Source organism: Vibrio splendidus (assembly GCF_002873455.1).
Classification (GTDB): Bacteria; Pseudomonadota; Gammaproteobacteria; order Enterobacterales; family Vibrionaceae; genus Vibrio; species Vibrio splendidus_J.
On sequence record NZ_MCUN01000001.1, the window covers coordinates 18,137 to 44,482 of the forward strand.

Consider the following 26,346-nt stretch of genomic DNA (forward strand, 5'->3'; position numbering starts at 1 on the left):
TAGTTATCCCTTTTTATATAAGCGGGATGATTAGAACACCGATTTGTGTCAAAGTCGTTTCATATTTGTTTCATCAATATGAATTTGAGCAATAACTCAAGTTTTCAGAAAAGCATAAAAAAAGGCTCACATTTCTGTGAGCCTTTGTCGTATTAAGGAGAGTCCAAATAAATGGACTGTGTCATGGCTAATGTCAAGCAAGTGGCAGTTCAGCAACCACCTGATTGAACGCGACTCGAGCTTTCTGAGCTTGCTCTGATAACTCTACTTTTTTCGCTTGAGCAGTGCTTAGGTTGTTTTCAGCCTGCTCAAGGGCTTGTTGTAGGTTTTCAGGAAGCTCATGTGTTTCCATTTGTGCACCCTGTTCAAGAACATAAGCGCGGATTTCTTTTTTCACTACGGCAAGGGCTTTGTAAGCTTTACGTTCAAGCTCTGCGGCATCTTGTGCTGCGTCTTTCTCTTTCTCGAACTGTGCCAGTGCCATACCTTCTGCCGACCATGGATCCATGTCCGGCAGCTCTTCGATGTTAATCGTTGGCTCGATGTAACTCTCTTGGTGACGTAAATCGAGGCTTGTTGCACGAACGGCTGAGATCATCAACATCACAGAGATAGCCAGTAGAGGTAAACCACCAACAATCGCAGCTGTTTGAAGCGTACTTAAACCACCAAGGAACATTAGAATCGTCGGTAGGAATGATAGGGTAAATGCCCAGAACAGACGGTTCCAACGCATTGGCTCTTCCGTTACGTTGTTTTGTACTACTGACGCTAGAATGTAAGAAATCGAGTCGAATGTAGTCGCAGTGAAAATAATACACAGCAAGGTAAACACAGCGATAACTAGTGTGCTCATTGGCAGTTGTGCCAGCATTGAGAAGATAGCTTTGGTTGCGCCTTCTTCGTTTAGGATTGCGACGACATCTAACTCACCAGATAACTGGAGGGATAAACCGTAGTTACCTAAGATCATGAAAAATAAGAAACAACCTAATGAGCCGAAGAAGATTGAGCCTGATACCATTTGTTTAATGGTTCTGCCGCGAGAGATACGCGCAACAAATAAGCCCATGCTTGGTGCAAAAACTAGCCACCATGCCCAGTAAAAAATGGTCCAATCTTGTGGGAAATGCGTGTTTTCGAACGTACCGTAGCCGCCGAATGGTTCAGCCCACGTTGCCATCACGAAGAAGTTAGACAATAGGCGACCAATCGAGTCTAAGCCCGTTTCAAGCATGAAAATCGTTGGGCCAGCGATTAATACGAATACCAATAATCCCATGGCACCCCAGAAGTTGATGTTACTGAGGATCTTGATGCCTTTTTCCAAACCAGCATATGATGAGTAAGCGAATATCGCAGTACAAACCAGAAGCACCATAACTTGAGTTAGGTTATTTTTCGGTAAGCCGAATAGGTGGTTAAGACCTTCAGTAATAAGAGGGGCAGCTAAACCTAATGTTGTCGCAGCACCACCTAATAGACCAAAGATGAATAGGATATCGACAACTTTACCGGCAACACCGCGGCTATGGTGTTCACCCAATACTGGCATCAATGCGCTAGAAATTTTTAGTACAGGTTGTTTACGTACATAGAAAAAGTAGGCAATAGGAATGGCAGGGATTAGGTAAATAGACCAAGCGATCGGACCCCAGTGGAACAAACCATAGGTTGCAGCCCAACGAACGGCTTCTTCACTGCCAGGTTCTAGCTGGAAAGGTGGTGATTGATAGTAGTAAGCCCACTCAATACAACCCCAGTACAAGATACTTGCCCCGATACCACCACAGAAGAGCATTGCTGCCCATGATGCGGTTTTGAACTCAGGTTCTTCATCAGCTTCGCCCAGTTTAATTTGTCCCATGTCACTGAACACAACGTAAACCATGAAGGCACAAGCTGCGAGTCCAAGCGCTAGGTACAAGAAACCGAGTTGGTCTGTCATAAATGTTTTAGCTACCGCAATCCAGTCTGCTCCTTGCGTCGGGAACATAATCAGCGGGAAGACGATCGTGAGTAGGAGTGCTATCGCACCAAAAAAGGTTGGCTTATCAATAAGCGCAAAGGAGTTTTTCACGAGTATTATTCCATTAAAATGAGAGCGGAATTATGTCGTGAACTCGTTTTTTAGGACAAATCGGGTCTGTTGTCGTGACGACAAATCGATTTTTTGCAATGAAAGAGGCTCAGTGCAATAGGGGAAATGCACTTGGTGTAGTGAAAGGAATGCAGCAAAGGAAGGTAAAGTTAAATCAGCGCGAGGAGGATGCCACCAACCGTTGCCGCTGCGGATAAGTATTGCCCTGCTGAATAAGAGTTATCTTCCTCTTCTTCAATCTTATCTGGGTGATCCATACCAAGCGCACCATGAGCAAATGACTCAACCTTATCCGTTACGGTTTCATTCTCCGCTGCAACTTTCTTCGCTTCTTTATCTATTTCTTCAAGGGCAGATAATAGGGCTTTGCCTTCATCGGAAAGCTTAACGGTATTTTGCTCAACCTTAAGAGGTGCAGGCTTTTCAGCTTCAGTGCTTTTAGCTTGTGCGTTCATTTGCGAAGGTGAATACAGCTGAGTGTTACTCGTTCCTACTGGCGTCATATCGCTCTCCTTACCTATCCTTAAATATAGTATCGGCAGAGGTGTGAAAAACTTGTGCAATTAATCATCGTGGTGATGATTTTTTATCCGCACATTACATTTTCGTCTGCTTAGTCAAACTGCTTGGTAATTAAGCAATTCCTATGCCGATAACAATATTTATCTTAGGGCGCGATTGAAGAAGCCTTTAGCGGACTAGGTTTCTCGCTTACCAGGCTTCTAGCTTACCAGACTTCAACTCAAACAAAGCTTAAGTATGGAGAGCGAGTTTAATCGCATTTGATATCGGATCCGCGCTTAGATAGGTGCTTGTATGCTTTCATTCGGTTCTTTTTTTGAACAAAGCGAGTCGGTGGCGAAAGCACTTCAAGCTGATAGTCACTACTATTCGATGAGATTTCTTCAACTGGGCTGATGATGGCAATTTTCAAATCAGGATTACGACGTAGAATCGATGCTGCAGTGCCTAAACCACCTTCGGTATGGAATTTACCAGCTACATGGATCACCTGTTGTTCAGGGTTCGATGCTAGGTAATCAACAATCGATTCAGCCATAGTTTCGTCCCAGGTGACTTGAGCCGCAAACTGCTTTTCTGTTTGCTCTGGCGTGCCGTGATGCATCGAAGCCATGAACTTTTCTTTGTAAGGGCTATCTCCAGTATCGACTTCGGATGCAACCCAGTTTCGTTGCTCTGAAGATAGCTGATCTAGATAAGTTAAACCTTTACGGCCGATACACTGTACAAAGGGTTTTGGTGCGTTTGCAGCGATGACATCGACGTCGTTGGTTTTAGCGAACTCCACTAATGCGCGGTAATCACTTTCGTAATTTGGCCAAGCAGCCGCTTGAGACATAAGAACTTGTTCGCCAATCTCATCATTTAGATATTGGTTTAATGTGTTTTGATGCTCTCGAGTGAATTGTTCCATTGAAAGCGCAATGTTTGATGTGGCATTGCGGCGCGCTTTTAAGAAGTCGGTTTGAAAGCGATGGATTGCCGAGTGAGTGTGCCATTCGCCAATAAGAACCACATCAGCGTCAATCAGCTGTTTAGGTAATGCATTGAGAGAAAGCGCTTCGCCTTGTGGAGACGCGAATTGGTAGTCGTAGAATGTGGAAACGGCTTGCGTTTGCGTGTTAGCCACTTTTTGAGAAGTGTTGTTTGAAGGTTGATTAGCACAAGCTGTAAGCAGGGTAGCTAATCCGATAAGAATAATACGTTGCATGAAATACCTCCTTGAAGAACACGCATACTAAAGGAGGCAAGATGAGATTTCAATGCAAACGATAATCAATATCAATTAAATTTGTTTGCGGTACACTCGCAGCATAAAGTTAGCTTCACAGTTGAATTGCTCAGCATTAGTGAGTTGTTGTTTAAACTCTTCACTCGCTTTCCAAGCAAACGGCGTCATCTGTAACAGGTCGAATGCGTCTGACCCCGATAGTTCCATCGTATAGTTTAGTTGTTCTTGGTGCTCAAGAGTAAAACCTTCGATCATTTCTGGGTCTTCATCGTGCAAGCGAACGCCATTATAAATCGCATCACGTAGCTGATACAGGTGTCGGCTGGCTGGTGTCACGGTTATCACCACACCATTGTCTTTGATGGTGCGCTGTAACTCTTCAGCCTTACATGGTGCATAAATGCGCAGAATGCCGTCTAAGCTATTTTCAGCAAAGGGTAGGCGATGACTCGAAGCAACAGAGAAATCGACCGCAGGGTAGCGTTTAGCCGCGTATTTGATAGCAATCTTAGAAATGTCTAGGCCAAAAGTAGCGCCGTTCTTTTCTTGAAGATTTACCGCAATTTCGTTGGTGTAGTAACCTTCGCCACAACCAATATCTAATAGGCTAGGGGCTGTTTCTGGCAGATAGCTAGAGCATAAACCAACAACGGCTTGGCGCATTGGATCGTAGTGGTTGCCTTCGAGGAAGCGACGACGTGCCTGCATCATCTCTTTGTTGTCACCTGGATCTTTTGAGCGTTTGTGGTGCGCTGGCATCAAATTAACATAGCCTTCTTTCGCTAGGTCGAACTGATGGTTCTTTTCACATTTAAACGTGCGATCGTTTTGAGATAAAGGTTGGTGACACAAAGGGCATTGGTAAGTCATTGCGAACTCGAGATAGAAATTTCAAGTCCAAAATTTTAACAGGAAGCATAGTGGGGCGCTAGAATAAACGCAGTTGTCTTAGCTAACGGCAATCCGTGAATAATAGAGCCAGTCAGTGAACAGATAGAGCCAACGTATGGTTGGCTCTATTGGTTATGAGCAAGTCACTGATAAAATAGTAAACTCAGCTTCTAGCTAAAGAAGTTAACTTGATTTTTCAACGACTCCGCTTGTTTTTGAAGCTCGTCTGCACTGTGAGAGGTCTTAGCACTGGTTTCACGACTCTGCTGATTTAGATCGCTGATCGCATGTGCGTTGGCTGCTATCTCTTGAGAAACCTGAGCTTGCTCTTCTGATGTCGCAGCAATGGTTTCGGCTTGAGAAGCAATAGATTCAACTTGAGAGGCAATCGATTCTAGAGCCGTTCCTGCTTCTTGTGCTTTATCGAGTACTTGGTTGGCATTCGATTGACTTTGCGTCATCAGGTTCACGGCATTGTTAGTGGAAGATTTTAACTTCTCGATGATGCTCACTACGTCTTGTACTGATGTTTGTGTGCGATGAGCCAATGTTCTTACTTCGTCAGCCACAACGGCAAAGCCACGTCCTTGATCACCCGCACGTGCAGCTTCTATCGCAGCGTTCAACGCAAGTAAGTTGGTTTGTTCTGCGATGTCATCAATCATCTTGGTGACGGTTTGAATGCTTTCGCTATCAGAACTCACTTGCTCGATGGCCGATGCTGATTTGTCTAATTGATCATTCAGTTGGGCAACATCAATACACACACCTTCAACCACTTCTAAACCTTTCTGGCTGTCTTCATTTGCAAGGCGCACATTTTCAGCAATGCTGTTTACTTGTTGCGCTACAGACTCTGCAGAGGTGGCCATTTCTTCAATGGCGGTAACGACTTGCTCTACCTGCGCTTGCTGGCGGTCAGATTGACTCAAGTTGTGGCTGGCATCTTGTGACACACTGCTTGAGCTATTCTGTACTTGATCACTGGTCGCACGAATCTCACCTACTAATGTATTCAACTGGGCTGCCATGTTCGCAACGCCGGTATTTAGGTTGCTGATCTCGTTTTTCGTCTGCTTGCCATTATTTGGAATATGTAAGCTGACTTCGCCTTTTCCTAAACGCAGCATGTATCCGTTCAAGGTGGTAAGCGGCGTCAATGTGCGGTTTAACACGAAGGTTAATACGACGATGGTAGCGGCAGCAATCAAGGTGGCAATAATAGCGATAAGTTTCAACAGTTCGTCACTACCTTTGGTCACTTCCTTGATAAAAGTGCCGCCAAGCAGTTTCCAGTCCCAACCTGGAACTTCGGTGTATACAAGGTATTTTTCACCAACCGTTTCTTGAAATTTGTATGGGTATCGAATTAGCCCAGATGATTGTTCAAAGATCTGATTGAAAGGTTTGTTGCCGTCGTAGTCAGCCACATCAACAATCGATTTACCACCGCCAACGTTAGTTGGGTGCAGTAAGTATTGGCCTTGATGCTCTTTCTCGTTGTCAACAATGATAGTGTATCCCGTATCCCCCCAAGAAACAGAGCGTAGAGATTCAAACAGGCTTTGAGTTGCTTCTTCTACTGGCAGACCAATGAAAGAGACACCGTTTACTTTGCCTTGAGCATTGGTTAAAGGCGCATAGTAGGTGATGTAACGTTGGCCGAAGAGCTTAACTTGAGAGTAATAAGGCTGGCCACTTTTGAGCTTGTTATAGCCTGGATGATTTTTCCCTAGCGTGGTCGCAACGACTCGTTCGCCAGACGGTCTTTTAAGAGAAGTAGACACACGAATAAAGTCGTCGCCAAATGGGGCAAATAGGGTAGCTACTGCGCCGGTGTCGCGAGTAAAGCTATCGACGAGCTTGGTGTCATTGATTAGGCTCTCACCATACTGAGTCATGTTAGGAATTGAATGACCGTTGAACTCAATGTCATAACTTTCAACATAAACACCTGCTAGGTAACCGTTACGAAAGGTGGATTCTAAAACTTTGGCGGTATGCAGGTAGGCATCAAATTGACCTGAGATGGTTTTGGCCATCGCTTCTACTTTGGATTGATGTTCTTTTAACGTGTTGTCTAATAATACCTGTGAGGCATTGCGGTACACGAGTGTTGCAATGGAGCCAAAGGCGATAAGCAAGCACAGTAAAATGACCAACTTAAGTTGGAAGCCAACACTTTGATTTTTGTATTTCTCGAACATTAATTCACTATCCTGTCTTTATTGAGGTGTTGTTAAGTGGTTTAAAGGACGTTTGTTATTGATTTTTCTATCATAGGTACTTATGTATCGGCGGTAATTGATAATAATTAATGTATTGGTGGTTTTATTTATAAACTAGATTGATGAGAGCTAAGTGGTGTGGATTTTAACGAAGAGGCGATGGGCTATGAGCTTGTGTGAAGATGTTGACTGCTGGGCGGTTCGTGTGAGGTTAGGGACAATAAAAAATGCAGCTCGGTTAGCTGCATTTTTGATTCTAATTAAATTCGCTAGACGACTAGTTTGAGGTGATCACCGTAATTAGCTGGTGGCTTTCGCCGGGTTGCAACGTTTTGCCCGCTTCTAGGCTTGGTGCATGCAGTGTTGACTCGACACACATCATGGTTAGATAACCGTCGTCTTGCATGTCGCCCATAGCTGTTGCGCCCTCTGCCCATGGGTTCCACAGTACTGCAGAATTATGACCGTGGTTTTCAACCGTTAGTGTGCGATCCAGCTTTTTGTCAGCAACAAAGATCTGCGCTTCTGGTTGTGTGTAAACACGGTCAATCGTGTCGGCCAGGACAAGTTCAGAACCACCTTGGCAGATCTTGCCGCCTTGTAGGCTGTCTATGTACTCAGCGCCCATACCTGTTGTGGTTGTGCTGTGAATATCACCAACATTTAGGTAAGTGTGTAGTGCTCCAGAGAAAGTCCATGGTTGCGAATCAGTGTTCTTTACATCCAAGGTAACTTTTAGTTGATCGCCAATCTCAACATTCAAACGTGCATCGAACTGATGCGGCCATACTGCCAGGGTCGCTTCGCTAGGCTTTAGACCTAGGCTTACAATAACGCCAGATTCGCTCTCACGGTGCTCAACTAGTTGCCATTCGCTTGAACGTGCAAAGCCATGTGCCGGTGCTGCAATGCGACCAAACCAAGGCCAACATACTGGAATACCGCCACGTAGGGCTGTTTTCCCGTCGAATTTAGCCTGTTGGCTCATCCAAATCAGGTCTTCTTGACCTTGAGGTTGGAATGACACCACATGGCCGCCAAACAATGAAATCGCTGCGTTTGCTTTATCGTGGATAACGCGAACCAGTTTTACACCTTCGTGTTCAACGATAGTGATGTTGTCAGAAAGTACTGTCAGTGTAGGTAGAGTAGATAAATCCATTACATGATCCTTCTAAGGAAATTGAATTCAAATGCTGACTAGAATGATGCTTGCGATGGGTATGACAAGCAAAGCCAGAATTGGAATTGAATCTTGCGTTTTGACTTAAGTTTTAGGTTAAGTGTTTGACTAGCCAAGGCATTGTGACGAACGAGATAGACGTTGTTTAAAAGATAGCAGGTATTAAAAAGGCGACACTAAGGTCGCCTTTTTCAAAGTCTGCTCAAAACAGTCTTCGCTAATGCTTATCTAAAGCGATTTCTAAAAAGAAATTACTTAGAGATGTGAGCGATTAGGTCAAGAACTTTGTTTGAGTAACCGATTTCGTTGTCGTACCAAGATACAACTTTAACGAATTTGTCAGTTAGAGCAACACCAGCTTTAGCATCGAATACTGAAGTTTGAACTTCACCGATGAAATCTTGTGATACTACTTGGTCTTCAGTGTAACCAAGAACGCCAGCCATTTCGCCTTCAGAAGCTTCTTTCATTGCAGCACAAATTTCTTCGTAAGATGCAGCTTCTTTTAGGTTAACAGTTAGGTCAACTACAGATACGTTAGCAGTTGGTACGCGGAAAGCCATACCAGTTAGAAGGCCGTTTAGTTCTGGAAGAACAACGCCTACAGCTTTAGCAGCACCAGTTGAAGATGGGATGATGTTTTGAGAAGCACCACGGCCACCGCGCCAGTCTTTAGCAGAAGGGCCATCTACAGTTTTTTGAGTTGCTGTAGTAGCGTGAACTGTAGTCATAAGACCAGACTCAATGCCCCACTTATCGTTAAGTACTTTAGCGATAGGTGCAAGACAGTTAGTAGTACAAGAAGCGTTAGAAACGATGTCTTGACCAGCGTAAGATGCTTGGTTAACGCCCATTACGAACATTGGAGTTGCATCTTTAGAAGGACCTGTAAGAACTACTTTCTTAGCGCCAGCAGTGATGTGCTTACGTGCAGTCTCGTCAGTAAGGAAAAGACCAGTTGCTTCAGCAACTACGTCTACTTCGATAGCATCCCACTTAAGATCTTCTGGGTTACGCTCAGCTGTAACACGTACAGTTTTACCGTTAACGATTAGGTTACCGCCTTCAACTTCAACAGTACCGTTGAAACGGCCGTGAGTTGAGTCGTACTTAAGCATGTATGCCATGTACTCTACGTCGATTAGATCGTTAATACCTACTACTTCGATGTCTGCACGCTCTTGAGCTGCGCGGAATACGAAACGGCCGATACGGCCAAAACCGTTAATACCTACTTTGATAGTCATTGTAGTTGCTCCACAACTTAATTTCTGATTAAAGATAACTGGTAGTAAAATTACAGAATCCAGTATACATCTGCAATAGATAATCCGACTTAACTTGTTTAATGTCAAAAAAAAGCGACGCTTTTCTTAACAATTGGGCGTAAGTGGTTGAAAATTGACCATTGCAAGTGGCTCTGTACCCTTCCAGTTGGGTAAAATACCCCTAAATGATGATTCACTTATGAGTGTATATGTACAATGTTTCCTGGTGAGAAAGTATGTGCTACAAAACGACTCATATGCAAGCCTTTATAGAAAAAAGTAAATATAATAACTGAGAATGTGGAGATATATTAACGTGGTTCAAAAGGGAGGAAATATGATAAAGCCTGATGAATACTGGCGTGAGCGCCTAACGGACGACGAATTTGCTGTGTGCCGTGAACGTGGTACTGAAGCCCCATATAGCGGTAAGTTACTGCACAACCATAAGACGGGTGTCTATAGCTGCACATGCTGTGAAAGCCCTTTGTTTCTGTCGGATAACAAATATGATTCTGGGTGCGGTTGGCCAAGCTTTGATGCCCCAGTAAGTGATGAAGCGGTACGCTATATAGAGGATCTAAGTCACGGAATGAAGCGTGTGGAGATCCGTTGTACCGCATGTGATAGCCATTTAGGTCACGTTTTTCCTGATGGTCCACAGACAACAGGTGAGCGATTCTGTGTTAATTCTGTGTCGTTAATTTTCAACAAAAATGACAAAAGTACGAAATAACTTGTAACTATTGTTTAATCCTTACAGGTCGTACTTGTCGATTAAGGACTACAGAGCAACCCAAGATTTCAGAATTAAATCTAGTACAAATAAAAACAGCTACCAGAAAGGTAGCTGTTTTTTTTAAGCTGATGGATCGGAAGCTTAGGTTAGAAAGCAATACATGGTGCGATCAGTAATTAGGGACGATTGAAGGGCGGTAAATCCCATCCTCTATAGCTCCGACGATGTTGTCTGCGTCTTTATTCAGTTTTTTGTACATCGACTTGTCGAAACGATACAACACAGTGAGCTCAGCTTCAGAAGCTATGGGTACATCAAAGTCTTTGGCAACCATTGCCCACACGTACGCTTTTTCCATATGTCCAAGGCTGTGGTTGATACTGGCCATCGACTTGAAGATTTCAGTATTGACGACCGAACCATTAGAAAGCGTTAACGCATTATTGAGTAGCTTAAGCGTTTTTGCATGATCGCGAGTGGTATAGAAGGTGGCTAAGGCATATTGCATTTCTGCAGTATTTAACGCTTCTTTACCTTCTAGTTGTAGGAAACTGCGTCTGGCGTTGGTGTCCCCGGTTTGTGACCACAAGAAGTAAAGCGTTTCCGGTGTATTGGTTTGAGACAATTCATCTACAATACGTTCAGACTCTTCGATGCTGTGCATTAAAGAGGTAAAGCGACGCTCTTGCAGCTTAGATTGGTCAATCGTCTCGATCTGCGCCGCAAGCTCTAGGCACTTTTTGTAGGCCGAGATTAATTTGAACTCTTTAATCTTATTGGTTTCGGAGGGTTGCTTCTGAACTTCAAATCGATGCCAGATGAGATCAGTACGGGCGACGCGACATTGTCCATCGTTCATATTCAATTGTTCACACTGCAGCCCAGGATTACTTTGGCAGAGTTGATCGGTATTTTTATTTCCTTCAAGACACCCAACCAGAGTGAAAGGTAATAGGCTAATCGCCAACCATTTCATAATTTTCATATTCCTTCACTTGTGATCAAATGCACTTATTATCGGTCAGGTTCTTGACTCAATTCTGTTACGGGTTATTTTCTGGTGAAAATTGTTAAAACTAAGGCTTTATCATGGATGCAGAACAACTTCTTAGCGCAATGACACCTGAGGTCTACGACCGTCTAACTTTCGCAGTTGAAACTGGAAAATGGCCAGAAGGTACAGCGCTCTCTAAAGAACAACGCGACTCGTGTATGCAAGCTGTTATGTTATATCAATCTAAACATAACTCTGAAGCTCAACATATGACAATTGCAGCTGGTGGTGAAATTAGCTTTAAATCCAAGTCTGAACTAAAAAAACAGTTTAAATCAGACCAAGACGATATTGTTAGGGTTAACCCGAATCATTGAGCTTAAATTACAACAAAGGGGTGGCACTGTGCCACCCATTTTATTGTTAAGCTGTTTATTTATAAGCAATTAAACGATTCAGCTCACGTTAAACCTTTTGATTTACGTGAGGGTTCAGCTCATGCGAAGGCTTTGCTAATGATGAAAGCTCTTGTTAGCTATGAACATTATTACTAACTACGAAAGCTCCGGTTAACAACGCAAATTATTACTAACACGAACATCTTGGTTCAATGAATAGCAAAACAAGCTTATAAGCTCATCTCACCGCGCAACACTTGTTGCATTTGATCCTTCACTTGTTCGTAGCTTAAGTTTTGGCTCAACAGGTAATGTAACTTCGCCAGTGCCGCTTCTGGTGTCATATCGTAACCACTGACAACTCCCGATTCTGCTAGTGCACAACCCGTCGCGTAACCACCCATGTTGACTTTACCCGCCAAACACTGAGTTAGGTTAACTACAATGACACCTCGTTCTGATGCATCTTTTAAGTGCTGAAGTAGCTCTTGATTTTGTGGTGCGTTACCAACACCAAAAGTAAGCAGAATCATTGCGTTAACAGGCTGAAGTAGCGTGTTGCGAATCACCTCATGTGAGATACCTGGGTACATAGTGATTACACCGATCGGTTGTGGAGTAATGTTATGAACCTTGAAAGCACCTTCAGGTTGCTCGTTTACCTTTACGTTATTGCTGATCTGGATATTGATACCCGCTTCTAGCAATGGGGTTAGGTTTGGTGAGGTAAATGCATTGAAGCCATCAGCGTGTGATTTTGTGCTGCGGTTACCACGCATCAACTTGTTGTTGAAGAACAGTGTCACTTCGTTGATCGGGTAGTTCGCTGCAATGTGCAGAGCATTTAACAGGTTTGCTTGTCCGTCTGAACGTAATTCTGCTAATGGGATCTGAGAGCCCGTAACAATCACAGGTTTGCCGAGGTTTTCCAACATGAATGACAGAGCTGAGGCGGTGTAAGCCATTGTGTCTGTACCGTGTAGGATAACGAAACCATCGTACTTATCGTAGTTCGCGCGAATATCATCAGCGATAGTCTGCCAATCAAGTGGTGTCATATCTGAAGAGTCCATTAATGGAGAGTATTCATGAATGGTGTACTCAGGCATTTCTGGGCGATGGAATTCAGGCATGCCAGCTAGCTGCTTATCCATAAAACCTGCGACTGGGACATAGCCGTGGTCCAAAGACTTCTGCATGCCAATTGTGCCGCCGGTATACGCGATATAGATGTGTTTTCTTTCCATGGCGATTAATACTTAGTGTGATATAGGGAACAGGGGGGCGATTATAGCGAATTATCATGCAATAAAAAGAGGCGCCTCACACAGAGGCACCTCTAGATAACAAAGCGTTGAGCTTATCTTATTGAACTTGGCAATTTAAGCAAAAAGCGTATCGGCCTTGTGGGTCGTTAAAGTTGCCTAACAGCTGGCTATCTTGAGCTAACTGCTGAGTAACAGGTTGTAAACTGCTTGGAATCATTGATTGAATATCAAAGCCTATCGACATCTGAACTTGATTCATAAATTCTTGAATAAATTGTTCAGTCGTTGAAAGTGGTTCTTCTACCCAGTAGATGTTGTAGGTTTCAAGCTCTGCAAGTGAAGCAGCAGCTGCAATCGCATCATCAAAGTCACCAATTTCATCGACTAGACCTTTCTGGATTGCATCTTGGCCAGTCCATACTCGACCTTGAGCGATCTTGTCGACAGCATCGACTTCCATGCCGCGATTCTCTCCAACTAGGCTGATGAAACGGCGGTAACCGTTTTCAATACCCATTTGGAACGCATCTTTCGCGCCGTCGCTAAGCCCAGTTGTAATACCAAGACCAGAGAAAGGTGACGTACCAACGCCATCAGTGTAAACACCAATATCGTTCAACCCTTTTTCGAAGGTAGTGATAACACTGAAAATACCAATCGAACCAGTTAAGGTCGTTGGTTGAGCCAGGATCTTGTCCGCACCCATCGAGATCCAGTAACCACCCGAAGCGGCAAGGCTAGACATCGATACAACAACCGGCTTACCGGCTTCTTTAAGCGCTTCGACTTCGTTGCGAATCACTTCAGATGCAAAGGCGCTGCCACCTGGGCTGTCTACACGAAGTACAACGGCTTTTACTTGATCGTCGTTACGAGCTTGGCGAAGTAGTGCTGCTGTGGTATCGCCACCAACGGTGCCACGTGGCTGCTTACCATCCATTATCGCGCCGCTGGCAACAATTACAGCAACATCGTGCGATTCACTTGTTAGGTCAGGAAGCATGGTTGTACGGTACTCGTAGTACCCAAACGCGTTATAGCTGTCTTGACCATCACTGCCGAAGACGTCAGCCAGTTCTAGTCGTACTTGCTGGCGAGTTGCCAGTTCGTCAACTAAACCAAGCTTCTCTGCCAGTTTTGCGATATCGCCATCAACCGACTCAAGGTCTTTTAAGAAAGAGTCCATGCTTGGGTTCAAGGTTTTAGCGTCGATCTGACGGTTGTTGCTCACGTCATCGACATACGCACCCCAAAGTTGGCTTAACCAACGAGAAGCGGATTCTTTCGCTGCGTCTGACATATCGTCACGAATGAAAGGTTCGATTGCAGACTTATAAGTGCCGACACGGAACACATGTGTGTTCACGTCTAGCTTCTCTAATAAGGTTTTGTAGTAAAGCGAGTACGCGCTGTAGCCTTTAAGGAGAACACCACCATCGGGTGATAGGAAGACTTTATTGGCGTAGCTGGCTAAGTAATATTGGCTTTGGTTGTAAAAGTCACCCACAGCATAAATTGGTTTGCCAGTTGCTTTGAACTCGTTGAGTGCTTTAGCAATGTAGCGAAGCTTGGTCAGATTGGTTTCTGGCAGTTCTTTGAGTGCTAAAACGATACCAGTAACGTTGTCATCGTCTTTGGCGTAGCGAATCGTTCCAACAATATCAAACAGGACGTTCTCTTTTGGAAGGTCTTTGCCAAGCAGCGAACCCGTGACCGAATCCATCGGGTTGATGTAGCGACTTTGCTCCACGATAGGACCAGACAAGTTAAGTACTAAAGCCGATTCCTGTGGAACAGTGGGCTGAGTTGTGTCTGAGTGGAAGTATACAAAGTAGATGATGGCGATACTGAGTAAAAAGAAGAGGTTAACGAGCGCAAGACGCACAAACGTGATGAGCTTCCAAATCCCTTTAAAGATCATACCTATAAATTTGAATATCTTTTTCATTATGTCTCCGCAGTGAGATCACGTGGCTTTAACAAGCAACAGTACTATTAATCTCAATAATATGAACTGCTTAGTATCCTACGATAATTCCCTAGCTCAAACTACACCAAGAATTGTTAATCGATATATATTCTCATTAAGTGTAGACAAATTAAGGGTTTCTGAACGATTAATACCTTCAGCATTATGATCGGTGTTACAAAAATGTAAACGGTTGTTTGAACTTTTGGTGATTGAGTTATATTGTGGTCAGACCACAAGGATATAATAATAGAAGTGATGTCTGCCATGTACCCACATTTACTCGAACCACTCGATCTTGGATTTACTCAGTTACGTAACCGTGTATTGATGGGATCAATGCACACGGGTTTAGAAGAAAATAAAGAAGGCCTCCACAAGCTTGCCGCGTTTTATGAAGAGCGAGCAAAAGGAGGCGTTGGCCTTATTGTTACCGGTGGTTTCTCTCCTAATTTACGTGGCAGATTGACCCCATTTAGTGCTGAATTCAGTAAAGTTAAGCACGCAAAAGCTCACCAAGTTGTTACCGAAGCCGTGCACAAGCATGGTGGTAAAATTGCCCTTCAGTTGCTACATGCTGGCCGCTATGCAATGCACCCATTCGCGCAAAGTGCTTCGGGTATTAAAGCGCCAATTGCTAAGTTCGCGCCGAGCGAGATGAGCCCGCGTCAGATTAAAAAAACCATTGGTGCCTTTGCCAATAGTGCAGAACTAGCTCAGGTTGCTGGCTATGACGGCATCGAAATCATGGGCTCTGAAGGCTACTTGATTAACCAATTTATCTGTAAACGTACCAACATGCGTTATGACGAATGGGGCGGTTCTTATGAGAAGCGCATGCGTTTCCCATTAGAGATCGTTAAATCGATTCGCGAAGCGGTGGGTAAAGATTTCATCATTATTTTCCGCTTATCGATGCTGGATTTGGTTGAGCAAGGCAGCACGTTCGAAGATGTTGTGCTTCTGGCTCAGAAGCTAGAAGAAGCTGGCGTGACCATTATCAATACTGGTATTGGTTGGCATGAGGCTCGTGTCCCTACGATTGCGACTCAGGTACCACGTGGCGCTTTCTCTTGGGTGACGGAAAAAGTTAAACCATACGTGTCGATTCCAGTGGTGACATGTAACCGCATCAACACGCCAGAAGAGGCCGAACGTATCCTCAGTTCAGGACAAGCTGATATGGTGTCTATGGCTCGTCCATTCTTGGCTGACCCTGATTTCGTTAATAAAGCCGCTCAAGACCAAGCTCAGTTCATTAATACCTGCATTGGTTGTAACCAAGCTTGTCTTGATAACGTATTCAAAGGCAAAAGAGCGAGCTGCCTAGTTAACCCTAGAGCTTGTTACGAGACTGAAATTGTTGTTCAACCTGCGGAAGCGACCAAAACTATTGCCGTTGTTGGTGCTGGGCCTGCTGGTTTAGCCTGCGCGACGACATTAGCACAGCGTGGTCATACTGTTGACTTACTAGAGAAAAGTGACCGTATCGGTGGGCAATTTAGATTGGCAATGCAGATCCCGGGTAAGGAAGAATTCAGAGAAACGATTCGTTACTTTGCTAATCAAATTGATGCATCCGGCGTGAACTTAAAACTGGATACTGAAGCGACGTTTGAAATGTTGTTGAAGTACGATGAAGTCGTGATGGCTGCCGGTGTTGAACCCCGAAAGCTTAATATTGAAGGGATTGACCAAGAAAACGTAGTCGATTACCAAACCTTGATTCGTGAAAAGACACCTGTAGGCGAAAAAGTTGCGATTGTTGGCGCTGGTGGTATAGGTATTGATGTGGCAACCATGCTGACAGAGCCGACTTCTCACGGCTTGGACGACTGGCTGCATGAGTGGGGTATTGATAAGAATATGGAACACCCAGGTGGACTTTATCCTTACCCTGATTCGTTCAGTGATAAAACGGTTTGGGTGATGCAACGTAAAGCAGGTCGTGTCGGTAAAGGTCCGGGTAAGACTACAGGTTGGATTCATAAACGCACATTAGAAAAACGTGGTGTGAACTTACTTGGTGGCGTGAGCTACAACAAGATTGACGACCAAGGTCTGCACATCAGCGTTGGTAAGAAAGATCAGGTACTCGATGCCGATTCCGTTATCGTGTGTGCGGGCCAAGTTTCGGTTCGTCCATTCGAAGACATGTGGCAAGAGTTTGGTGGCAAACTGCACGTGATAGGCGGTGCTGACTATGCCGGTGAACTGGATGCCGTGCGTGCGATTCGCCAAGGTGTTGAGCTAGCTATTAAACTGTAGAGCGGATTATCAAGCCTTAGAACATAGTTAAATGTTTTTGCTGAACTAGCTTGAAGTGGAAAAGTAAATAAGGCTCCTAAGTCATAGATTTAGGAGCTTTTGTTGTTTCCGGTACCGTTTAAAACATTGCTTCAAATGGATAGCCGTTGAGATTTATTATCGTTTGTAATCTGTGCTACAGTTCAACTATACAAACAATAAAAATTAGTAAGGACTTCAAATGGATGCTTTGGATCTATTGCTCAACAGACGCTCTATTGCAAAACTCTCTGATCCAGCACCTGAAGGTGTGGCGTTAGAAAATATCATCAAAGCGGGCTTACGAGCTCCAGACCATGGAGCTCTAACACCATGGCGCTTTGTTATCGCGCAAGGTTCTGGTCTACAAAAGCTTTCAGACATCTTGGTGCGCGCCGCACAAGCCGATGAAAGCGAAGAAGCGGTGATTGAGAAAGTAAAGAAAGCGCCGTTTCGAGCACCTATGGTTATCACTGTCATCGCAAAAGTGACTGAACACGACAAAGTGCCGGCATTCGAACAACATCTTTCTGCAGGTTGCGCTGCACAAGCAATGCAAATGGCCGCAGTCGCGCAAGGTTTCCAAGGCTTTTGGCGCTCAGGTAAATGGATGTTCCACCCAGAGGTTCACCAAGCATTTGGCCTAGAAGGCGATGATGAAATTGTTGGTTTCTTATATCTAGGTACGCCGGGTTGTACTCCAATGAAAGCCCCAGAGCGTGACTTCTCAAAGTTCGTCGAGTTCTTATAGATACTTTGAAAGCAGCCCAACAAAGAGCTGCCCGATTCGACTTACAAACTGAATCTTGCGATAAAAGCTATAATAGCCGTAGGTAGTTGAAATTCATCAGCAACTAAGAAATCTATAATTGCTAAGACTGATTCGATAAAATCTAACAAATTAGTTAGTTTTTGAAACATATTTTATGCTCTCGCTTTGTGTCAAGAATTGCACATTGTCTTTAACTCAAACTTTGATATGATTCGTCGTGAAATTAGTAATCGTAATCATTGTTCAGAAGTCTGTGCCCTTTGTAGGAGAAGGATTCAAACTTTGTTAATGCAACGTGCGTGATACTGATAAATAAGTCCACATTAATGTGGACTTTTTTATTGCCTGTGTTTTGTCATTCTATTCCTCTCTTAAGTTGACTTTCCTTTACCACGATATGTTGTGCTTGCTTGATTTTAACTGAACAATATAGCGTGCTTTTCTATACTATTTACCTGCTATATTTTCTCGTATTTAACGAGAACCACCAACTTTGAGTATTGATTTAGGTCAATAAAATCCTCAGGCTGACCAAGATAAATTCATTATTATTACGTTAGTTCTCTCTTTAGGAAAAATAAATAAAACCAATAATATAGTGTCAAAATCGTTGCTTTTTATAGAGTCATTGCAGGTAGTAGCCGAATAGTTATTGGAAGACTCAAAACAAGGAAGCTAGTAACGAAAGCTTATATCAGGCAAGTATTTAGCAATGCATACTTACTAGTCAGTAGTTTTTTGAATGCTAACTGTATAAACAACCAGTTTTCCTTGATTTCTAGGGGCCACATTAGATAATGTGGCCCTAATTGTTTGTAGCGTCTGGAAAAACATGTCTCGTCTTATTATTGCTGAAAAACCAAGCCTAGGCCGCGCAATTGCCGCCGCATTACCGAACCCACAGAAGAAAGACCAAGGGTTTATCAAATGTGGCAATGGAGATGTGGTGACTTGGTGTATTGGACACTTATTGGAGCAGGTTGAGCCAGACGCTTACGATGACCGTTATAAGAAGTGGAACTTAGCCGATCTTCCTATTGTGCCTGAGCAATGGCAACTAAGACCTCGTAAGACGTCAAGCAAACAGCTCACGGTGATCCGAAAGCTATTGAAAGACGCAACCCAAATTGTCCATGCCGGAGACCCAGACAGAGAAGGGCAGCTGCTGGTTGATGAAGTGATCGATTACTGCAAGGTGTCTAAGGCCAAGAAAGAGTCGATGGACAGGCTACTGATCAGCGACTTGAATTTACCAGCCGTGAAGCGTGCGCTCTCTCAAATGCGCAGTAACCGAGACTTTATTCCACTGTCTATTTCTGCTTTAGCACGCTCTAGAGCCGATTGGCTGTATGGCATGAACATGACTCGTGCTTATACCTTGCTTGGTCAGAAGGCGGGTTACCAAGGTGTGTTGTCGGTAGGGCGAGTGCAAACGCCTGTACTTGGTTTGGTTGTAAGACGTGATGAAGAAATTGAGAACTTCATTCCTAAAGATTACTTCACTCTGCACGCTTTGATCCCTTATCAAAATAACGGCCAGAGCTTTGATATTCGCGCGCGTTGGAAACCGAGCGAAGCGTGTAAGCCATGGCAAGATGAAGAAGGTCGCGTGCTCAACCGAAAGCTGGTTGAGAACGTGGCTAACCGGATTACGAATCAACCCGCGACGGTGACGGAATCAGAGCAGAAGCAAAGTAAACAAGCCGCACCACTGCCTTATTCGTTGTCAGCTTTGCAGATTGATGCGTCTAAGCGATTTGGCATGAGTGCTCAACAGGTGCTCGACACTTGTCAGTCGTTGTACGAGAAACACAAACTCATCACTTACCCGCGTTCTGACAGCCGCTACTTACCTAAAGATCATTATTCACAAAGAGAGTCGGTAGTGGATGCTATCGCTAACAATGCGAAAGAGCTGCAAAGTGGTGCTCAAGGTGCGGATCTTTCTCTTAAATCCAAAGCATGGAACGACAGCAAGGTTGATGCTCACCACGCGATAATTCCTACTCCGAAAAAGTCATCGGTGAACGGCCTGTCTGCCAACGAGATGAAAATCTATCAGCAAATCGCTCGTCAGTATTTAATGCAATTCTACCCACCTGCGATTTTTGCCGATGCCAAGTTAGTCTTTGATATTGCTGGTGGCGTATTCATCGCAAAAGGGCGTCAGCTTATCAACCCAGGTTGGAAATTGTTGATGGGGAAAACGGATACTGAAGAGAAAGGTGATGGCACAGATACGGTTCCTCCATTGGAAAAAGGAACTGTGTTGACGTGTCGTGAAGGCATTATTGGTGATAAGAAAACCGAACCACCAAAGCACTTTACGGAAGCGACGTTGCTACAAGCGATGACTGGTATTGCGCGCTTTGTAGCAAATAAAGATCTCAAAGCTATCTTGAAAGAGACCGATGGCCTTGGAACCGAGGCAACTCGTGCGGGTATTCTAGATACTTTGTTCAAAAGACAACTGTTAACGCGACAAGGCAAGAGTATTCATAGCAGCCCTGCGGGAAGAGGTTTGATTAATGCCTTACCTGAGGACTCGACTTTTCCAGACATGACGGCTCACTGGGAGCATCAGTTGCAAGGTATGGCTGAACGAAACCAAGCGTATCAACCCTTCATGCAAGCGCTAGAAAGCAAGATCGACGGCTTGATGGGCAAGGTAAAAACGGGTGAAGTTCCTGAGTCTCTGCGTCATCTTCCTAAAGTCGAAAGGCCAGCGTTCAAGCGCCGTAAAGGCGGTAGTGCTAAAAAGAAAACGTATGCTAAGAAAGGTACGAAAAGCTAATTGCTAAGAACTAAGAACTAAGAACTAAAAGCTATCCATTGGAGGTATCGGAATTACCGTCCGACTTTACGCCCACAACGCTTAAATAGTTGCTGCCAGTAATCTACATGGCGGCGCGTGGATGACCGAAAGGCGTGATGTGCATCTTTGATGGGAAAGTAATAACTGTGTAGTTCAGGTTGTGCGTCAAACATCCCAAGTTGCGGGGCTAACTGCTGATAGTAGCCATCCAATTGCGCCATGTAGGGCTGAACTTTGTCTATGTATTGCTGTTCGAACACATTGTTGAGATAACGAAACTTGGTCGTGTCTCGTTGTTTACCACAGATGATATTGTGATCAAAAGTTGTCAGCTGTTTGGTGATGGTATCAAGTTCGGCCGAAGCTCGCGTGAGCGAGTAGTATAAATCCCCGAGCGTAGAGCTCTTTTCTAAGACTTCTTGAACCTCAGTAGTCTTTCCCGAAACGAGCGGAACGTTTAACGCTTGATTGATATGTTCTAAGGCATCACTGGTTTGTCGTACCTGATCGCCTATATCAGCACGTAACCACTGACTACCACGCATCTGAGACTGCATCGCATCGCTGGCATAGATTAGATTCCACTGGTGCCGCGGAAACTGTGCGAGTTTCTGCTGCTCGATTTCTTTCAGTAGTTCTACGACCTCAGGGTCTGATTCGCTACCGGATAAACATTTCCCAACACCTGCAAGTAGGGCGACTTGATAATCGTAATTACGAAACTCATCCGCGACCTTCCCCAGAACCGAATTTTTTTCTGCAATTAGGTTGAATAATCCGCATTGTCGAAGCTGGTAACTGTCGATGAGACCGATAGAAAGCGAGGGCACGTCAAGCAGCAGTTCTCGCTTTCTCGGTAGGCTTTCAAATTCCCATTCATCTTTTATCTCGTCGGCACCTTGTACTCTGGCTATCTTAGTTTGGTAGTCGTCGAATAAGCCTCCGGGGCCATCACTGAAACAGCCCGCTATCATCACCGTCAGACAAAACAGTGTTGAGTGTTTAACTAGGTTTGAGAGAGGGCCATCATTCATCTACGGGTTACCAGTCTATTTCGCTGCCATCGAAATTGAAGAAGTGACCACTTACTTCAGTATTCGCAGACTCGATGACTTTTATAAGACCAGAAGCTGAGGTGTCGGTGTCGATCAGAGCATTAGGGCCGCCCATTTCGGTCTGTACCCAACCAGGATGCAGAGCTAGCACCGTAACGCCGTTATCGGTTAAGTCGTTACTTAAGCTCTTCACAACGGAGTTTAGAGCGGCTTTGGAGGAGCGATAGATGTAGCCGCCTCCTGAGGTGTTCTCGGACATGCTACCGACTCTGGAAGACAGGCAGGCGATCTTTTTGACGTCACTAATTTGTATAAGAGGTAATAGAGCCTCGACAAGCTTCAGTGGAGCAATGGTGTTGACTTCGAATACACGGCGCCACTCTTCGACATCGGTATTACCCAGTCCGTAGCCTTTAGGGCCATAGTAGCCAGCGTTGTTGATCAAGATATCAATCGATTCTATTTTCGAAGAGAGTTGGGTTACTGCTTGGTAATCGGTTATCTCCAATTGAATGCAGGTCAGGTTGGTGTTGTGGCCTGCGAGTGAAAGCAGTTCTTTTGCTGAATTGGCATCACGATAGGTCGCGTATACCTTGTGATTCCCTTTTAAGTATTGCTGAGTCAGGCTTAAGCCAATACCGCGATTTGCTCCAGTAATGAAAATAACGTTCATGGTGGTTCCTTTTTAGTTCAATTAGTTAAGTCTGATGGCTTAACACGAGAAAATCAACGCTCCACCAACTGGCCATTAGCATTCCTACAAAAATCATTACTGCTGCCATTGAGCCGCAGATCACCCCAAAGATGAGTATTAGGTTTTTCATTGCTGTCTCTTTTTGAAAATAAAGCTAATGATAATTATTATCATTAATTAAGGTTGTCGCCAAGTCTGAGACTGTTATGATTTTGAGAAAGCTACGCAATTAACTTGATTATGATCCCTTTAATTTACCATCCAATTTATTCACAGTTACCCTTACCTGAAGGGCACCGTTACCCGATTAATAAATATCAGTTGTTACACAGTGCTGTTGAAGCGTTAATGGATAGCGATCCTCTATGGAAGAGTCAGTTTGAAGTGTTCCAACCAAAGCCTGTTTCGGTTGAACAGGTAAAACAGGTTCACGATAGTGAGTATGTGGATTTGCTTGTTTCTGGTAATTTGCCCGCAGCAAAGATGAGACGCATCGGGTTCCCCTGGAGTGAACAACTTATTGAGAGAACACTCTACTCAAGTGGTGGAACCTGCTTGGCCGCTGAAGTGGCAATAGAGAGTGGTTTAGCGATTCATTTGAGTGGTGGTTATCATCACGCGCATCATGATTTTGGTAGCGGCTTTTGTTTGTTGAACGATCTGGTGTTAGCAGCAAAACATGCGCTGACCTTTGAACATATCGATAAAGTGCTGATCGTCGACAGCGATGTTCATCATGGTGATGGTACAGCGACTCTTTGCCAAGAGAATGACGACATCATTACTCTGTCATTCCACTGCGACAAAAACTTTCCTGCACGAAAACCGTTGTCTGATTTAGATGTTCCGTTAAGTCGTGAAACAGAAGATGAAGAGTTTTTGCGTTGTTTTGAACAAGTCACTAAGTTAGCGATTGCTCACCATCAACCTGATCTGATTATTTATGATGCAGGGATCGATATCCATCAAGATGATGAACTGGGCTACTTGAACGTTTCGACGCAAGGGATATTTAAACGCGACTGTTTCATGATTGAATTAGCGAAATCAGAGTCTATTCCAATGGCGTGCGTAGTGGGCGGAGGGTATCGTACTCAGCACCAAGATCTGGTTCCGGTTCATATGCAGCTGTTAAAAGCGGCTTATCATGTTTACGGTTAACCTCTCAAATTAGCGCCTGATAGCTCATTGAAATGATGGTGTGAAATAAGCGCCTCTTGCACCATAAAAGACACGATTGCACCATTGTGATTTATATAAAGTACTTTTTTATTAATTAGTTGGGTATTTGTATGATTAATTGTGGTCTGTAAATTGCTTTACCCATGTGTATATAAAAACACAAGGGATAAAAATGAACCTGACGGACAAGGAACGTAGTTGGCTTAATTGGTTTGGCGTAACAGGAAAACTGGCTATGCGCAGAGCTTGTTTCCTCAATCGAAGTAGGACGAAGGAACTTGAACAAGCTTTTGAAAGTATTGCTCACACGCGAGTTCAACTTCTGCATAACTGGGTCAAGAATCAATGGGATTTTTTAGAAGACTCTGCTGTTTATTTGGCAAGTCGAACGGAAGAGCAAGCTCAGGGGACGTTAGCTAGCCTTCTTAAACGCAGTACGGATTTTTCTGAGTTGGCGATCGTCGATTCTAAAGGTATCGCGCAAGCATCGAGTTATCACGACCATATCGGAGCCACTCTCGCAGATAAGAAGGCTTTAGCCGAAGGTGCTTCAAAGCGTTATCTTCATGGGCCGTATATGGATCCACGCACGTTGAACGTAGGGGCCTCGAGTTCATCGTTCCATGACCAAGTGACGCTGATGTTTTATGTCCCCTTTTCTCGGGATGAAGGGCCACAGCAGTTCTTATGTGGCCGGGTTCCAAATGATGTTATTGGTGACATTATTCAGAGAGAAGCGGGGCATATTTATAGTGAGTCGGGTGATAACTATATCTTTATGGTCGACTCCATTCATGATCCTCATACTCAGCCGGGTGTTGCGCTCTCTCGTTCTCGCTTTGAAGATAATACCTTTTCACACGGCGAGAACTTAAAGCAGGGGATTCATACTGATTGGGGAACGGTTAAGATTCAGCAGCACACCGAATTTGAGATTCGCTTTACAGATCCAGCCACTAATCAACTTCACCCAGGCGTAAGAGAAACCATTAAAAATGGCAATAACTTGTTTATTGGTTATCCGGGGTATTCTGACTATCGCCACATACCCGTTATTGGCAAAGGTATCACTTTTCAATTGGATGGTTCACCAGATACCTTTGGCATGATGTGTGAGTCCGATTTAGAAGAGGTCTACAGAGACCGAAGCCTAAGTTATACCTTATCTAAACACTTCATCAGCTGCATGCTACTGCCTCTATTTATTCCATTACTGTTTGCCAACCTTTATACACTCACACCTTTTATGCAGAGTGGCATTATGTTCGCTTGCGCGTTGCTTTCATTGGGCTTATTCCGTTTAGTTAGCGCCAAACCACTAGCGAAGAAGATTCACGAAATGACCGGGGTAATGCAGACCTTAGCCGAAGGTGATGGCAACTTAAGTCGGAGACTTGATCCCACCACATTCAGTCATAATGAACTTGGCAACTTAGGGCGCTGGACTAACAGTTTTATCGACAATTTAGATAACACGGTGAGTGAGTTGATCCATGCGAGTCACGAAGTTAGAGAGGTTTCGGAATCGATGTTTCGTCGCAGTGTCGTGATGAAGCAAACCAGCGATGATGCATCACAAGCGTTAAGCAATATGCTTCAGTTGAGTCAGTATCAACAGAGTGAAATTACTCATGCGAGTGTTTCAGCAACGCAAATGGACACGGTGATGAAACAAGCCGTCCTGAGCGCGGAGAAGGAGTACAATCAGTCCGTCGAAGGCATGGAGATTGTTCGCAATATCGTAGAAAGCTCGGCACATAGTGTGAATGAGGTGAATAATGAAATGACCAAAGTGTCTGACATTATAGATATCATTACTGACATCACCGCGCAGACTAACCTTTTGGCCTTGAATGCGGCAATCGAGTCGGCAAGAGCAGGTGAACACGGGAGAGGGTTCTCTGTCGTCGCTTCTGAAGTAAGAACACTGGCTGACCGCACCTCACAAGCTGCGAACCATATTAGTGACCTAATGAAAGAGTTGCATAGTAAGTCTCGCAGTGCTGTTGAGTCTATGGAGCGAGGCGTGGAAAATGTGAGTAAGGGAAACTTAACAGTAGACTCAAACGCCCGCAGTGAACAAATTCAAGCAGCGGTGAGTGACCTCTTTACCACGATGTCTAATCTAGATGAGAACAGTCAGAAAAACGGACAAACGGCAGATAAAGCCCAACGTTCAATATCTGACTTACAACTGTCTACTAAGCAACTCGCACGTCGAGTTTCTTTGATGGGCAATGCATTGAGCCGCTTAGACCAATTGATTGGACGCTTTGAAGTGAGCCGAAAGGTGGCGTAGTAGAAACTACGTAAGCTCTTTACGTAAACGCCAGATACAAAAAAGCCGCTGATTTCTCAGCGGCTTTCTTTAATGTGGTGGAGGGATAGGGATTTGAACCCTAGAACCGCTATTAACGGTTGCCGGTTTTCAAGACCGGTGCTTTCGACCACTCAGCCATCCCTCCAATGGCGCGAATAATATAGGGGTGTGATTCGCTTGTAAATACCCTTATGAACTGACTGCTTTTTTTATGAACAAGTTTGTGCATTTTTATATGGTTAGAGTGAAAATACATCGAAAAATGTTCCTGATCGTTTCGACTTAAGGGATTAGGTATCGTTTGAGGAAGGAAAATGGAGAAAGGATCTAATACAACTGATGTGAGGAACGTAATTAGGACCGAAGCCTTAGCTTTTGGTGTGTAGCCACCATTCCTCATTAGGGTTAACTTGCCTTTGCTGTCTATAAG

Annotated in this window: 19 protein-coding genes and 1 tRNA gene; 7 read left to right on the forward strand and 13 right to left on the reverse strand. The window is 44.3% G+C overall.

The features are described from left to right. Positions 1 to 193: 193 nt before the first annotated feature. The 7 genes from BCU75_RS00100 to gap all read right to left on the reverse strand — a co-directional run bounded on the left by BCU75_RS00100 (position 194) and on the right by gap (position 9,403). Positions 194 to 2,080 carry a BCCT family transporter gene (locus tag BCU75_RS00100; RefSeq protein WP_102472622.1) on the reverse strand — a complete coding sequence of 629 codons (1,887 nt, stop codon included), beginning with the start codon at positions 2,078 to 2,080 and terminating at the stop codon, positions 194 to 196. 170 nt (positions 2,081 to 2,250) lie between these two features. After that, positions 2,251 to 2,604, reverse strand: a complete 354-nt coding sequence (locus BCU75_RS00105; protein WP_102472623.1) for a hypothetical protein — start codon at positions 2,602 to 2,604, stop codon at positions 2,251 to 2,253. A 269-nt stretch (positions 2,605 to 2,873) separates the two neighbouring features. Further along, positions 2,874 to 3,833 (reverse strand): ChaN family lipoprotein, encoded by a 960-nt coding sequence (locus BCU75_RS00110; RefSeq protein ID WP_102472624.1) that lies wholly within the window; start codon positions 3,831 to 3,833, stop codon positions 2,874 to 2,876. A gap of 75 nt (positions 3,834 to 3,908) precedes the next feature. Beyond that, positions 3,909 to 4,724, reverse strand: coding sequence for a 23S rRNA (guanine(745)-N(1))-methyltransferase (gene rlmA, locus BCU75_RS00115; RefSeq protein ID WP_102472625.1), 816 nt, complete (start codon positions 4,722 to 4,724; stop codon positions 3,909 to 3,911). A gap of 191 nt (positions 4,725 to 4,915) precedes the next feature. Next, on the reverse strand, positions 4,916 to 6,952 hold the full coding sequence (locus BCU75_RS00120) for a methyl-accepting chemotaxis protein (protein ID WP_102472626.1): 2,037 nt from the start codon (positions 6,950 to 6,952) through the stop codon (positions 4,916 to 4,918). 298 nt (positions 6,953 to 7,250) lie between these two features. Further along, positions 7,251 to 8,135, reverse strand: a complete 885-nt coding sequence (locus BCU75_RS00125; RefSeq protein ID WP_102472627.1) for a D-hexose-6-phosphate mutarotase — start codon at positions 8,133 to 8,135, stop codon at positions 7,251 to 7,253. Positions 8,136 to 8,407: 272 nt separating this feature from the next. Beyond that, positions 8,408 to 9,403, reverse strand: coding sequence for a type I glyceraldehyde-3-phosphate dehydrogenase (gene gap, locus BCU75_RS00130; protein ID WP_009848658.1), 996 nt, complete (start codon positions 9,401 to 9,403; stop codon positions 8,408 to 8,410). Between the two features lie 319 nt (positions 9,404 to 9,722). Here gap and msrB point away from each other — a divergent pair, with 319 nt between their 5' ends. After that, positions 9,723 to 10,160, forward strand: a complete 438-nt coding sequence (gene msrB, locus BCU75_RS00135) for a peptide-methionine (R)-S-oxide reductase MsrB (protein ID WP_076674416.1) — start codon at positions 9,723 to 9,725, stop codon at positions 10,158 to 10,160. A gap of 172 nt (positions 10,161 to 10,332) precedes the next feature. Here the strand turns inward: msrB and BCU75_RS00140 are convergent, their stop codons facing one another. Then, positions 10,333 to 11,139: a DUF2989 domain-containing protein gene (locus BCU75_RS00140; protein ID WP_076674417.1), complete on the reverse strand. Its 807-nt coding sequence runs from the start codon at positions 11,137 to 11,139 to the stop codon at positions 10,333 to 10,335. 113 nt (positions 11,140 to 11,252) lie between these two features. Here BCU75_RS00140 and BCU75_RS00145 point away from each other — a divergent pair, with 113 nt between their 5' ends. After that, entirely contained in the window at positions 11,253 to 11,534 is a 282-nt protein-coding gene (locus BCU75_RS00145; RefSeq protein ID WP_076674419.1) for a YeaC family protein, read from the forward strand. A gap of 251 nt (positions 11,535 to 11,785) precedes the next feature. Here the strand turns inward: BCU75_RS00145 and ansA are convergent, their stop codons facing one another. Together ansA and sppA are read right to left on the reverse strand one after the other, a co-directional pair. Continuing rightward, positions 11,786 to 12,802: an asparaginase gene (gene ansA, locus BCU75_RS00150; protein ID WP_004734091.1), complete on the reverse strand. Its 1,017-nt coding sequence runs from the start codon at positions 12,800 to 12,802 to the stop codon at positions 11,786 to 11,788. A 118-nt stretch (positions 12,803 to 12,920) separates the two neighbouring features. Next, the gene (sppA, locus tag BCU75_RS00155; RefSeq protein ID WP_102472628.1) at positions 12,921 to 14,771 is read right to left on the reverse strand and encodes a signal peptide peptidase SppA; all 1,851 of its coding nucleotides are present in this window, start codon (positions 14,769 to 14,771) and stop codon (positions 12,921 to 12,923) included. Positions 14,772 to 15,050: 279 nt separating this feature from the next. Between sppA and BCU75_RS00160 the strand changes: the two genes are divergently transcribed. From BCU75_RS00160 to BCU75_RS00170, 3 genes are all read left to right on the forward strand, one after another. Further along, the gene (locus BCU75_RS00160; RefSeq protein ID WP_198593380.1) at positions 15,051 to 17,060 is read left to right on the forward strand and encodes an NADPH-dependent 2,4-dienoyl-CoA reductase; all 2,010 of its coding nucleotides are present in this window, start codon (positions 15,051 to 15,053) and stop codon (positions 17,058 to 17,060) included. A gap of 220 nt (positions 17,061 to 17,280) precedes the next feature. Then, positions 17,281 to 17,829 carry an NAD(P)H nitroreductase gene (locus BCU75_RS00165; RefSeq protein ID WP_102472629.1) on the forward strand — a complete coding sequence of 183 codons (549 nt, stop codon included), beginning with the start codon at positions 17,281 to 17,283 and terminating at the stop codon, positions 17,827 to 17,829. 853 nt (positions 17,830 to 18,682) lie between these two features. Further along, on the forward strand, positions 18,683 to 20,644 hold the full coding sequence (locus tag BCU75_RS00170) for a DNA topoisomerase III (RefSeq protein ID WP_076674426.1): 1,962 nt from the start codon (positions 18,683 to 18,685) through the stop codon (positions 20,642 to 20,644). 53 nt (positions 20,645 to 20,697) lie between these two features. Here BCU75_RS00170 and BCU75_RS00175 read toward each other — a convergent pair whose 3' ends face one another. Then, entirely contained in the window at positions 20,698 to 21,699 is a 1,002-nt protein-coding gene (locus BCU75_RS00175) for a DUF3080 domain-containing protein (protein WP_102472630.1), read from the reverse strand. 7 nt (positions 21,700 to 21,706) lie between these two features. Continuing rightward, positions 21,707 to 22,393 (reverse strand): SDR family oxidoreductase, encoded by a 687-nt coding sequence (locus BCU75_RS00180; RefSeq protein ID WP_102472631.1) that lies wholly within the window; start codon positions 22,391 to 22,393, stop codon positions 21,707 to 21,709. Between the two features lie 261 nt (positions 22,394 to 22,654). Between BCU75_RS00180 and BCU75_RS00185 the strand changes: the two genes are divergently transcribed. Continuing rightward, the gene (locus tag BCU75_RS00185) at positions 22,655 to 23,575 is read left to right on the forward strand and encodes a histone deacetylase family protein (protein ID WP_102472632.1); all 921 of its coding nucleotides are present in this window, start codon (positions 22,655 to 22,657) and stop codon (positions 23,573 to 23,575) included. A gap of 193 nt (positions 23,576 to 23,768) precedes the next feature. Further along, positions 23,769 to 25,895, forward strand: a complete 2,127-nt coding sequence (locus tag BCU75_RS00190) for a methyl-accepting chemotaxis protein (protein ID WP_076674433.1) — start codon at positions 23,769 to 23,771, stop codon at positions 25,893 to 25,895. A gap of 75 nt (positions 25,896 to 25,970) precedes the next feature. Here the strand turns inward: BCU75_RS00190 and BCU75_RS00195 are convergent. Further along, positions 25,971 to 26,061 (reverse strand) — tRNA-Ser (locus tag BCU75_RS00195). Positions 26,062 to 26,346: the final 285 nt, after the last annotated feature.